The 11,685-nt window shown below is 66.3% G+C and carries 16 protein-coding genes; all 16 read right to left on the reverse strand.

Annotated elements, in window-relative coordinates; all coding sequences use genetic code 11:
* The coding region (locus GGR04_RS03370; protein ID WP_210291613.1) for a Calx-beta domain-containing protein at positions 1 to 783 on the reverse strand (783 nt) is incomplete at its 3' end.
* Between the two features lie 383 nt (positions 784 to 1,166).
* On the reverse strand, positions 1,167 to 1,433 hold the full coding sequence (locus GGR04_RS03375; RefSeq protein ID WP_183197845.1) for a hypothetical protein: 267 nt from the start codon (positions 1,431 to 1,433) through the stop codon (positions 1,167 to 1,169).
* Between the two features lie 35 nt (positions 1,434 to 1,468).
* Entirely contained in the window at positions 1,469 to 2,539 is a 1,071-nt protein-coding gene (locus GGR04_RS03380; protein WP_183197847.1) for a phage late control D family protein, read from the reverse strand.
* Between the two features lie 5 nt (positions 2,540 to 2,544).
* Positions 2,545 to 2,766: a tail protein X gene (locus GGR04_RS03385; protein WP_183197849.1), complete on the reverse strand. Its 222-nt coding sequence runs from the start codon at positions 2,764 to 2,766 to the stop codon at positions 2,545 to 2,547.
* Between the two features lies 1 nt (position 2,767).
* Positions 2,768 to 3,205, reverse strand: coding sequence for a phage tail protein (locus GGR04_RS03390; protein ID WP_183197852.1), 438 nt, complete (start codon positions 3,203 to 3,205; stop codon positions 2,768 to 2,770).
* Positions 3,205 to 5,256 (reverse strand): phage tail tape measure protein, encoded by a 2,052-nt coding sequence (locus GGR04_RS03395; protein ID WP_312857392.1) that lies wholly within the window; start codon positions 5,254 to 5,256, stop codon positions 3,205 to 3,207. Before GGR04_RS03395 ends, GGR04_RS03390 begins: the two co-directional genes overlap by 1 nt.
* Positions 5,257 to 5,289: 33 nt before the next feature.
* Positions 5,290 to 5,754, reverse strand: coding sequence for a hypothetical protein (locus GGR04_RS03400; RefSeq protein WP_183197856.1), 465 nt, complete (start codon positions 5,752 to 5,754; stop codon positions 5,290 to 5,292).
* Positions 5,754 to 6,272, reverse strand: coding sequence for a phage major tail tube protein (locus tag GGR04_RS03405; RefSeq protein ID WP_183197858.1), 519 nt, complete (start codon positions 6,270 to 6,272; stop codon positions 5,754 to 5,756). Before GGR04_RS03405 ends, GGR04_RS03400 begins: the two co-directional genes overlap by 1 nt.
* 68 nt (positions 6,273 to 6,340) lie before the next feature.
* Positions 6,341 to 7,567: a phage tail sheath protein gene (locus GGR04_RS03410; RefSeq protein WP_183197859.1), complete on the reverse strand. Its 1,227-nt coding sequence runs from the start codon at positions 7,565 to 7,567 to the stop codon at positions 6,341 to 6,343.
* A 76-nt stretch (positions 7,568 to 7,643) separates the two neighbouring features.
* Positions 7,644 to 8,129, reverse strand: coding sequence for a hypothetical protein (locus GGR04_RS03415; RefSeq protein ID WP_183197861.1), 486 nt, complete (start codon positions 8,127 to 8,129; stop codon positions 7,644 to 7,646).
* A gap of 94 nt (positions 8,130 to 8,223) precedes the next feature.
* Positions 8,224 to 8,463: a hypothetical protein gene (locus tag GGR04_RS03420; protein ID WP_183197863.1), complete on the reverse strand. Its 240-nt coding sequence runs from the start codon at positions 8,461 to 8,463 to the stop codon at positions 8,224 to 8,226.
* Between the two features lie 4 nt (positions 8,464 to 8,467).
* On the reverse strand, positions 8,468 to 9,079 hold the full coding sequence (locus tag GGR04_RS23690; RefSeq protein WP_246392656.1) for a hypothetical protein: 612 nt from the start codon (positions 9,077 to 9,079) through the stop codon (positions 8,468 to 8,470).
* Positions 9,072 to 9,653, reverse strand: a complete 582-nt coding sequence (locus GGR04_RS03430) for a hypothetical protein (RefSeq protein ID WP_183197865.1) — start codon at positions 9,651 to 9,653, stop codon at positions 9,072 to 9,074. The genes GGR04_RS23690 and GGR04_RS03430 overlap by 8 nt, the downstream gene beginning before the upstream one ends.
* A gap of 926 nt (positions 9,654 to 10,579) precedes the next feature.
* A complete protein-coding gene (locus GGR04_RS03435; RefSeq protein WP_183197867.1) occupies positions 10,580 to 11,002 on the reverse strand; it encodes a hypothetical protein in 423 nt (140 codons plus the stop codon).
* A gap of 1 nt (position 11,003) precedes the next feature.
* The gene (locus GGR04_RS03440) at positions 11,004 to 11,519 is read right to left on the reverse strand and encodes a hypothetical protein (protein WP_183197869.1); all 516 of its coding nucleotides are present in this window, start codon (positions 11,517 to 11,519) and stop codon (positions 11,004 to 11,006) included.
* Positions 11,491 to 11,673 carry a hypothetical protein gene (locus GGR04_RS03445; protein ID WP_183197871.1) on the reverse strand — a complete coding sequence of 61 codons (183 nt, stop codon included), beginning with the start codon at positions 11,671 to 11,673 and terminating at the stop codon, positions 11,491 to 11,493. Before GGR04_RS03445 ends, GGR04_RS03440 begins: the two co-directional genes overlap by 29 nt.
* Positions 11,674 to 11,685 lie beyond the last annotated feature (12 nt).

The following is an 11,685-nucleotide window of genomic DNA, read 5'->3' on the forward strand; positions in this document are numbered from 1 at the left end:
GCCGGTGCGCGTGACCGTGTAGGTCAGCGTATTGCCCGGACCCGCGTTGCCTTCGGCCACAGCCGCGGGCGAGACCGCGATCGAGTACTCCGGTGCCGTGTCGTCGTTGGTGATCGTACCCGTCGCCGTCGCGCTGGCGCCGATCGTGCCACCGCCCTGAACGTTCGAGATCGTCGCGATCACCGTCTCGTCCAGCTCGACCACCGTGTCCGGTGTCGTGGTGACGGTCAACGTTGCCGTGCTCGCGCCGGCTGCGAAGTTGACCGTGCTGCCGCTGGCAACCGACGGCGCGTAGTCCGTACCGCTCGTCGCCGTGCCGGTATAAACCACGTCGACCGAGCCGGCCTGCGAGACGTCGCCGGTGCGCGTGACCGTGTAGGTCAGCGTATTGCCCGGACCCGCGTTGCCTTCGGCCACAGCCGCGGGCGAGACCGCGATCGAGTACTCCGGTGCCGTGTCGTCGTTGGTGATCGTGCCCGTCGCCGAGGCCGTACCGATCGTGCCGGAATCTGACGGAGCCGAGATCGTTGCGATCACCGTCTCGTCCGCCTCGGCCACCGTGTCCGGCGTCGTAGTCACGGTGAACGTCGCGGTGGTCGCGCCGGCTGCGAAGTCGACCGTGCCGCCGTTAGCAACCGTCGAAACGTAATCGGTGCCGAAAATTGCAAGGCCGCTGAAATCAACCTGCACGGTCGCAGCGCTTGTCGAGTCGTCACGCGTGATCGTGTAGACCAGATCGAAACCAGGTGCGATGTTACCCTCGGCAACGGCGGCTGGGTTCACGCTAATGCTATACTGCGGCACGGTGGCTCCTCTCGGGACAACTTCTGTCTAACAGAGGTTGTAGTTTCCCGGCGTTTTTCCGGCAACTGATAGAATCGTATCGTGCGTTTTGCATCGACACTACACCAGAGAAATGATTGCAAGTCCTTGCTTTTCAGAGGGTTGCCGACTTCACGTGTGTGCAGCGAGCCACACAACGTAAGACTCCTTTAGCATCTCATGATTGTGAATTGACAGGAGGAGGCGCATTTCAATCGGTCCGGCTAGAAACAATCCTAATTCCGGCAGCGGGCCAAGTCGCGATCACGGTAGCCTTGCCTTCGGCACTAACAGCAAGCCTGTAAGGCGTCGAGCGAAGTGGCCATCACGAGGCTCTCGTCAAGTCAGTCGCGATCGACTTCGAGCGCGAGAGTGAAGGGCTCGGCCGAAACGGGCGTCACCGCGCCGCGCGTCAGCAGGAGGACGTCGGCGCCGCGCACCGGCTCGACCGGCGCCACCGGCGGCGGCTGTGTCCCATCGAGATAGATGCGCGCCAGACCGAGGTCGTAGCGAGCCTCCTCCAGCGTCAGCATGACCTTGCCGTCCGCGGGCACAGGCGCACCAGCCACAAACAGGATGCCGGGCACGACGACGTAGCGCTGCTTGGCCATCAAGATCGTCCTTTGGGTCAGATGTTTCAAAAAGGTCAGGTTGCGCGCGGCGTCGGGATCGGGACGTTCGCGGGCGTGGACTGCGTCGGTGTCCGGCTGTCCTTCCCGGCTTCGCCCTGCGGCTGCTTGATCTCGATGCTCGTCGTCGCGCCGCCGCCGCGATCGGCTTTGTGGGTCACGCCGACGATCCGGTAGGAGCCGTCGATACCGGCGCGGGCGCCGGTCAGGTTCAGTGTGCCTTCGGCCTGGGCGGCGGGTTCGAGATCCATCTCGATCGTCCCGGTGGCGCGCTCGCGCTCAGCATCGGACCGGCGCCCCTGCCCGATCGCGTCGGCCTCGTCGCCATCGGCGGCGGTGAAGCGGCGCACGTTCACCGCCTCCGTATCGTCGGCACCGATCTCGACATCCTTCTCTTCGAAGGTCGCTTTCTTTCGATCGAAGTAGCGGACGCGAGCAGCCTTGAACGCGCGCCGCCCCTGCGCTGGATCGATGTGCGCGGTGATGACGTTGCCGGGGATCTTCGCTTCCACGGTCGGCATCGCCCCGCCGGCAGCCGAGGCGCCCTGTCCGCGCTTGGCGAACACGGCGCGTGATCCTCGCACCTTGAACGTCGCGCCGTGGTCGGCCGCCAGCCGGCGCGCCCAGCCGAGGAAGGACGCCCCCTGCGGCGACCAGTAGGGCCGCTTCAGCTGGCCGAGCTCGCGGTCGACAGTGATCCCCTCGAGACCCGCCACCTTCGCACCCTTCTGCAGCGCCTCGTCAAGCGTGGCGTCGTCGAGATGCCAGGTCTGGCCTTCCTTCGCGCGACCGCGGGTGTCGAGACCCTTGGCGCTGACGGACAGGATCCGGCCGCCACCGCGTGTCAGGGCCCACGGTGTGCCGTCAACGACGCCTTCGAAGATGCGCACGCCGTCGAGCTCGATGGCGACATTCGCCCCGCCCTTCGGCAGGAGAAGCTGACCCACGGCGTCGTCGAAGGTCAGCGACGCCGCATCGGATGCCATTCCATCCTTATCGGAGACGCTGATCGCGATGAGATAGGGGCGCATGCCCGCGCTCATGTCCCGGCCGTCGACCGTGACACGCCAGGAGACCTTCCAGGGCATGGGCGCTATCCGAAGAGAGAGACGACGCGGCGCGATGGCGCCGCTGCCGGCGGATCGGGCAACACGATCGTGCGGCCGACGGGAAGCACGGGGCCGGCATCGGCCAGCCCCGGGTTGAGATCGAGCGTCGCCACCAACAGCTCGCGCGCCGTCGCCGGCCCGAACTCGGCCGCGAGCACCGCGTCGAGCAGGATCGGCTCGCCGCGCACGGTCAGGGTCTTCGGCATGTCAGGCCCCCATCGCGCCGAACAGCGACAGAAGCGTGCCCAGCAGGTTCCGGCTGGCACCTTCCGGCCCGACGCGAACGAGATCGATCGTATGCTCGACGGTGAACCCGACGCCGTCCCGCTCCAGATCTTTGTGCGCCTCCTGGATGCGCGTGATGGCGAACCATCCCAGCATCCGGCCGTCGCCGCGCATCACCGGCAGCTGCTCGCCGGCGCGGCGGAAGCTGTGAAGCGCCTCCAGTTCGGTCAGTCCGCCGATCTTGCGCGGCAGCAGCTGCCCCGAGATCGTCAGTTCGTCGTCCCCTTCACCCATAAACTCGCGGTTCGGCAGGGCGCCGAGGACCGGCTTCACCGCGAAGTCGGCACTGGCGGTCCGGTCGATCGTGTCGGCACCGAAGGGAAACGTATCGAGCTGGACGGCTCCGATCTGGATCAGCATCAGTTTTCGATGTCCTCGTGCAGTCCGGAATAGTCGGCGCGGCCGACACGGCCGCCGCGCGCACCTTGCGCGTTCAGAGCGTCCAGCTCGGAGCGCGCCGTCCGCACCTTCGAGATGAAGGTGTCGAGTGATGCGCTGTTGATCTGCGGGGTGGCCGTCACGCTGAAGGCCTCGATGATGCGCGCAGCCAACTCCTTCGCCTTGAGCGCAGCAGCCTCCCCTTCGCGCGTCACCGGTCCGACTATGTCGGGGCGAGGCGTCGGAAGGGCGACCGCACCCGTCGATCGGCCCAACGGACCGTCGAAAACGGGAGCCGGAACAGCTGCTGGCATAGGCGGAGCGAACGGACGAACGGCTCGCTCGATACGTCCGCCGCGTTCCGCCGGCGGCGTCACGGCGCCAAGCTCGCCGTTGGCGGCGGCATGGATGCGAGCCTGAACGGCGTCGATACGGTTCGAACTGCCCATCCGGCCGCGACGATCGATAACCTCCCGGTCCCGATTCTGCTGCCGTTCGCGCTCGATTTCGGCACGGCGCTCGTCCGTCATCGGCGTGATGCCGGCGGCACGAAGGCGCTCGTCGGTCATCGGCTTCTTCATGTAGCCAATGGGATCGCGGGCAAACTCTGTGACGTCGGCAAGTTCCCGGCTGACATAGCGCGTTGTGGCGGCGATGCCGTCGATGACCTTCGCCAAGTCGCGAAAGAACTCGCCGAGCGTCGAGCCGCTGGTGTCCATTCCGAGCGTCGTGCGCAGCTGCTCGCCAAGATCGCCGACCGCGAGTTTCGCGGCGTCGACCTGCGACCAGTCGATCTGCATTTCCAACTGGGTCATGCCATCACGGATCTGCCCGATCAGATCTCGCGCACCCTGCAGTCCTGCCTTCAGCACCGGCATGCCGGCGGTGCCGACATCGATCGCGGCCGTCGCCAGATCATTCTTCAGAAGCTGCCATTGTGACCAGAAGTCGTCGAGCTTCAGCTTGTAGGACTTGTCCAGCGAGCCGAACCAGTCGGTCCCAGCCGCATAGGCGAGGTTGCGCTTCAGTTCGTCGGCGCCCTCGACCATCTGCGTCATGACGTCGAGATGGTCCTGACCGAACAGCTCAACGATGACGCCGGTGCGGGCTTCCTTGTTCATGGCGCGCAGAGAATCCAGAACGCCAACGAACGCCTCGTCGGCCTTCCCGCTCGCCAACTGCTTCTTGAACTTCTTGTCGTCCTTGATCAGCCGGTAGTAGGCCTCGCGGGCGTCGCCGGAGAGCGCGTCCGGCGCCATCAGACGCGTGAAGATCGCATTCGTCGCCGTCGCGCCCTTGGCGGCGGAGACCTTGAGGTTCGCGAGCGCCGCGCCGAACGCGGCGGTCTCCTGCGCCGACAGGCCGAAGGTCTTCGCCATCGCGCCAGCCTGGTCGATGTAGTCGACGATGCCACTTTCGTCCGCGATGCCGGAATCGGCCAGACCGTTGATCAGGTCGAAGTAGCGCTCCATCTCGGCGCGCGGCACCTTCAGCACGTTGGTGAAACCCGCCGAAGCGTTGGCGACGTCGGTCGCACTCATCTCGAAGGCGTCCGCCGCCTTCGCCGAGAGCGAAGCGAACGCCCGCAACTCGTCCAGCGGAATGCCGGCGGCGGCGCCGCGCTCGTAGGCCGCAGCGATCTCCTCGATGGGAACGGCCAGTTCGCCCGACGTCGCGAGCGCCTTGATCTCCTCGCCGAGCTTCGCCGTCTGCACCGCGGTTGCACCCGCTTTCTTCTGGATGTTGGTCAGCGCCGTCTCGAAGTCGGCCGCGGTCGAAATGACCTGAGACGCGGAAACCGCGCCGGCGATCGGCGCCAGAACGCGCGATGCGCCGGCCAGCATCAGGCTCTGCGCCCGGCCCATCTCGCGCGCGCTGTCCGCCGTCATGCGCGACGATTGCGCCAACCCGTGCTGATCGCGCTTCAGCTTGTTCAGGGACCGCCCCACGCCGGCGGCCGGGCCGCTGACGCGGTCGGTCAGGCTGAGGACGAGTTCGGAAGAAAGTCGGGCCATGGCGAGCGTTGGATCCATTCATGGTCAGCGCGGAGGCGAAGGGCCGGTGCGCTATCCGCGCTGCAAGTCCGGGGCGAGATGGCGGGCGAACAGCGTGACGGTCTCGACATCCGGCCAGCGCATGGCGCGAAGGACCATGACGGGCAGCCCGCACATGCGGGCGAACATCTCCAGCTCGGAGATGCGCCCGGCCGTGAGCGCCTCGACATCGGCGAAGGTCGGCGGGACCATCGAGACAGAGCGGACCTTGATCCCCTCGATGTCGAACGGGAACCTGAGCCGCACGGTCGTCCGAACTGCCCGACCGCGATACGTCACGACGGGCTCGGGCGGGATGGGCTCCACCGGTGCCAGCGGATCAGCCGATTCGGTCTCCAACCCGCCGCTCGGCTCGATGACGACAGATCCGTCGTTCGCGAACGTCGCCAAAACCGAAGCGTCCCGATCGGCAGACGCCCGCAGGCGGGCGCGCTGCTCTTCGCTGTCCTCGGGGTCCGAAAGCGCGGCGAGGTCCATCAGGCGCCCAGCGCCTCGCGAACGTCGGCGAAGAGGTCGACGCCCATCAACCGCGCGACCCGCTCCTTCGCGTCGAAGTAGATCCACTCCTCGTCGCCGAGGCGGAACTCGAAGTGGGTCACCTCGGCGAACATGTGATTGCAGCCGGCGAACTCGGCCGGGTCGCTCTCGTCGGGCTCCCACTGCTTGATGGCGCCCTCGATGATGCCCCGCGCCGGCACCGCGACGCCGGTATCCTTGTTCCGGTACGCCGAGGCGAACGTCCAGGCGTCGCGCACGCCCATGCCGCGGAACACGTCGCGATCGAGCCCCTTCGACGTGAAGGCCGGCTCCAGCGCCTCGATGCGGCGCTGGAGATAATTTACGGCCATGATGCCGCCGCCGGGATTGTGCTCGGCCTCGACGAACGTGATCGTCGGAATCGTCAGCGTCGAGATCGTGTTGGCGCGCGAGGTGCCGACCTGCGTCGCGCGGCGGACGTCGACCGCCTCGAGGAGGAGAAGGGGCTGCTGGGCCATGGAATGCTCCGAAGGGACGCGGCGAACGGGGCGCTGCGATCAGGACGAGGAAGGGTGACGCGCCGCCGTCAGGCGACGGTGCCGAGGCGCGCGACGATTTCGGAGATCAGGCCTTCGACCGCGGGGCGGTAGCGGTGGATCGCGACGTCGGCGCGCTTGAACGAAGGCGCCGGCTCGATGCCGAGATCGAGCTTCAGGCGCCCAAGACGAATGTTCTCGGGCGAGTTCTGGTCGGGGATGAAGACCTTGCGATTGTAGCCGAGGATGTCGTCGGCCGCCTTGTGGTCCCGAAGCTTGAACAGCAGCGAGTTGACGTAGGCCTCGACCATGTCGACCGTGATCTTGCGGCCGAGAAACTCGCGGGTGATCTGGATCACCTCGACCGTAATCAGGTCGGCACCGCGCACCTGATGGATCTGCTTCCAGAGTTCGCCCGTGTCGGTGTTGTCGGTGCCGATGAAGGTGAAGCCGCCGCTCGCCGCGGCACCGTCGACGTTGACCTGCCCCGGCACGACGATCGACACCTCGGCGTCCAGCATCTGCTGGCCTTCGGTCGAGCCGTCGAGGAGCGAGAACGGGATCCGACGGCTGAGACCGGCGAGCCCGTAGATCGCCCGGTTCGCGATCGGATCGAAGGGGCGACCGCCGTTCTCGTTGTCGACGCGGGCGAAGAGGCCGAGAATGCGCGGGCCCATCGGGCGCGTCACGAGCGTCTCGCCCTCGTAGACGCGCGCCGCCACGCCCACCGGCATGAGGCGCTGCGAGCTCATGGTCTCTCGCGCGTCGATCGCATTGGCGGACGACGTGTCGTCCACATCGACCACCGCGATCGCCAGCAGCTTTTCGAGTGCCTCCGGCAGAGCGGCCACCACGGGGTTCACCGTGTCGGCATCCGCGCGCCAGGCGGTTCGCCCGCACCAGACGAGGCGGGGCGTTGCGTCGACAAGCGCGGGCACCGATCCCGCCCGCTGCAGCGCGGCCACGATGTTCGCGCAGGTCGCCGCGACGTTCGCTCCTTCCGCGATGCGGGACACGATGACGTCGGCGCCGACGTTCAGACCGGTCAGCTGCGAATTGATCCCGGCGACGGCATCGCGCAGCGGCCCGGTACCGAGCTTGGCTACTTTCGTCTCGTCCGAGGACGAAAACCGAACCTCTTGGCCGATCGGAAACACGGTGGCGTCCGCGTCAGCCGAGGCCTCGATCAGCCACATCTTCGAGAAGTCCGCCCCCGTCACCGGCACCGGCTCGGAGTTCGGGCGCGAGAAGGTCATACCGAAATTCGGTGCGGTCATGGGTCATCCCTTCGGGGCAAAGAAAAAGGCCCGGTGGGTGCCGGGCCTCGTTGTCATGTTTCTGGGTAGAGAAGCGTCAGTCTGTGCAGGCTTCCAAGAACTGTGAAGCGGCCTTGCTCGACCCTTTGACGCCCGGGTTGAGCGAAGCTTTGATGTCGACGATGGGTATCTGCAAACCGAACAGCGCCGCCTTGTTCGCTTGACCGATGGCCTTCACGAGAGAGCGGATCTGCTCCTGGTCTTCGTTCTTGAAGCCCACGTATTCGTCATTGTGCGCGTATGAGGCAGCGGTGAACCGAAGCGCCTCCCCACCGTCGATCTTGACGACCAGAATGCCGGGAACCCCAGGGCTCTTGTCCTCGGATTTGCTGAGAACGGCAAATTCGAGTTCGTGGTCGCCGTCGCATTCGATGTAGACGCTGTCACCGCTCGGAGTAAAACCGAGCATCGTCGCGCTTTTCTTGTCGCTGAACACGTCGTCCTCGACCTTCGTGATCCAGCCTTGGGCAGCCTGTGCCGTCGATAGACCAGTTAGCAGTATCAGTGTCGTCAGCCGCAGCATCTTTGCCCCCACCGTGATCGCCGAAGCTTACGGGCTCAGCGGGAAGAAACAACCGGTAGATGTGTGGCCTCTCCCGATTCCCACATGCGTCGTGTCAGCGGCGCCGACGGTGAAGCCAAGCGCGCAGGTAGAAGGGCCCGCCGAGGACGAGCACGGCGGCGAGCACGGCCAGCGCGGTAACGCCGTCGCCGGTGGTGGTGGCGAAGCACGCCGCGAGGTCGAGGTCGGCGGCGATCTTTGGCGCGCCGGTCTCGTAGGCGAGATCGTGGGCCCGGCAGCACGGCGCGATGTCCACGCCGCCCCAGGTCTCGGGGAAGCCCGTGCACCAGTCCATGGCGTCAGCCGCCGACGCGGGCGATGCGGCAAGGGATGGCGTAGGTCGACGCCAAGGCGAGGGCCGGTGTCGAGACCCCGACCGAGATCGTGTCCTTCCCCATCGCGATCGCGTCGTGGACGGCATAGAGCGGGCCCGGGACGGCCGTCGCGAAGGCCAGCAGGTTCTGCCCGACTGCGATGCCCCACGCGGAGGGCGTCGTCACGGTGACGCGGCGAATGCCGGAGCCGATCGCGAGCGGGATGGTCTCGCCGACGATGAGGGCGCCCAGCGTCACCGCGGCGGGTGTGCCATCCTTCCCGGCGGCGCCGTCTTTGCCGGGGGCACCTTGCGGTCCGGCTCCTCCGTCTTTGCCCGCGGCCCCATCCTTCCCCGCAGTGCCGTCCCGACCGGGCAATCCCTGCCCGCCGTCCTTGCCCGGCAGACCGTCGCGGCCGGGCGAGCCATCCCGTCCGGGCGGCCCCTCGATGGCGGCGACGCTGGAGAGCACCGCCGCCTTCAGGATCGCCCAGGTGACGCGCGCCGCCTTCCGGCGCGTGTGGATCTCGCGGTTGCGGAAGACGAGCAGCACGTCGTCGTCCCGCAGGTCGGACAGCATTTCCGGCAGGTCAATCACCGAACCCTCCCTCGGGAATGTCGGGCACGCCCTCGGACGGATGCGCCAGCAGGAAGGCTCGCACCGGCTGCGGAATGTTCATCTGGTCGAAGCCCGCGATGAGATCGGGGAATTCGGGGTCGAGCCCGCGCTCCAGCGTCAGCACCTTCATCCAGAGCGGCGGGCTCTGCGCGAGGAAGGTGGCGAGGTCTTCCCAGATGCCCATCTTCTCCGCGCGCTGCCGGAACAGCGCGGCCGGGATGAAATGGGCGTACGGGTCGGGCATTGGCACCGGCGGCAACGCCGCGATCTCGTCGGGAGTCAGGTCGCGGATGCGCGCCGTCGCGGTGATGGTCTTCCTTGCGCCATCGGCGACAATGTCGAACCCGTCGCCAACCGTCTGCAAGCGCCCGTCAATTGGTAGATAGACGATCGCCGCCGGCCAGTAGCCGACGCCATCGAACTCAGCGGGAACCGGGTCGAGCGCGGCGGGAAGGTCGGCGAGCGTAGCGTTGTCGAGCCCGACGAGCGCGGCGGGCAGTGCTTCAGGCTGCAGAGCCACGAGCGTCGAAAGAGTGATGCGCGAGTAGAACATGATGGTTCCTCAAGTGAACAGGAAACGGACTTCGCCACGCGCTCCGAAACCAGAACTGGATGCGCCGGGATAACCGGACCCGGTCGCGGCACCACCACCTCCGCCACCGGGTGCGCCGCCACCTCCGCCACCCGGGCCTGACCCTCCGCCGGTCCCTCCACCGCTACCTGCCGAAGGCGCTGCGCCAGGGAAAACGTAGGGGTCTATCACTCCCTGTGCTCCCCCATCGCCACCTCGGCCGCCTGCCCCCGATGAGGCTTGCGTTGGCAACGTGCCGTTTGAGCCGGCCGTAATGGCACCACCTCCACCACCGCCACCTCCTCGGTTGTAGTTGGTATACTCGAAACCGCCCCCAGTCCCGCCAAGCTTTCCGGTTGCGGAATTCCCTCCTCGGGTGGCTGAATCGTTGCCGTTGGTAGATCCAGCCCCTCCACCGCCGCCAAACGGTCCGCCCGCTCCTCCTCCTCCACCGCCGGACCCAGATTGTCCTCCCGTCGCACCCCCATTACCCGACCCGCCGGGAATGGCTGGGTTGCCATTTTGGCCGCCGAGAGCGCCTTGCCCCCCGAGGTGGGTCGGAACCGCACTCGTACACAAGATTTTGTCGCCCATTGAAGCGGATGAGTGAGCGAGATTGCTTAGGCCGACTATGACGGTAATGGAGCCACTTGTAACCGGGATGTCTTCTGCCAACGAATAGTCACCGCCTTTTCCTCCACGGCAACTAGACGGAGTGCCAACACTACCTAAAAGACCGTCTTCTCCAGCTTGAACACACTCGATCTTCTTGATTTTTGTTGCACCCAATGGAATGTTGAAGGTGGTGCTACTTGTCACAATAACGGTGATCGGTTTAAAGACTGGCGCTGCCCCATTCGACCCCCGAGGACTGGCGCCTTGATCGTAGGTCGGCGCTGCTCCGAACATTACGGAACCCCCGCCACAAAACCTTCGGCCTCGACGGTGAAGGCAATGCCCGCCGCCAGAGCCACGCCAATGCCGACATAGAGCCGCTCATTCGGAGCGAGACCGAGCGGCTGCGCGAAGTTGATGCCGAAGTCCGTCACCGGGACGGCGGTGGTCTGCGACATCGTGTAGGCCGGCATTAGGACCGACCCGCACAGGATCAACGTCGTGCCCCCATCCGTCGATCGATAGAGCTGCAACTGCGTGGCCGTGACAGTGGCGCGCGGTACTGCCGTGATGCGACGGACGAGGTCGCCATCCGCGCCCGCCGTGTGGATCAGGACGGCGTTTGCAGCATCGTTGTAGGTCGTCTTGGCCGCCGTGCAGATGGCGGTGCTGGTCCGCTTGTTCTGCGTGTAGATCGCAAGGTTGCTCTTCGCCATGTCAGCGGGTTCCCGTCAGTGCGAGTGCTTGGCTCAAGAGGAGGGCGCGGGTGTCGATCGCTGCGATGGCGTTGTCGACGCGCCCAGTGAGCGTGTTGGCGAGGGTCGTGAAGTCGGCGGCGTTCGCCTTCAGTCCGAGCGCTACGATGATCTTCGCGAAGGCGACCTGAGCGTTCGCGGCGTCGAGCCCATCGATCGCCGCAATGCGCACGCCGGTTGCGGCGATACCGCTCGCCTGGATCGCTGCGACCTCGGCGATGATCGCATCGGCCGCTACCTTGATGGCAGCGAGATTGTCGCGCTGCGCCTCGACCTCGTCGGTGATGTTCGCCGAGACGATCGCCAGCGCCTGCGTCGTGATGGCGTCGATGGCGGACTGGTAGTCCGCCTCGGTGAGCTCGAGCGCGACGAGGCGGGCGTGAATGCTGGACAGGAACGCCTCGAAGAACTCCCGCGTGGCGGGCTGCTTCAGGGCGACGGCATAGCCGTTAGCGCGGCTCGGCAGTGTCGACGACATCCGCACCCTCCTGCGCAACGATCGCGTTCAGCGCCCGCCCCGTCATCTGGTGGACCGGCAGGGCTGTGAGCGGTGCGCCCCGATAGGTGACGGGGCGCATGAGCTTCACGCGAAAGATGGTTTCTTCGTCGTAGGCGTTGGCGGTCTTTGCCATGGGAAACGGTCC

The organism is Aureimonas pseudogalii (genome assembly GCF_014196835.1).
In the GTDB taxonomy this organism is placed as follows: Bacteria; Pseudomonadota; Alphaproteobacteria; order Rhizobiales; family Rhizobiaceae; genus Aureimonas; species Aureimonas pseudogalii.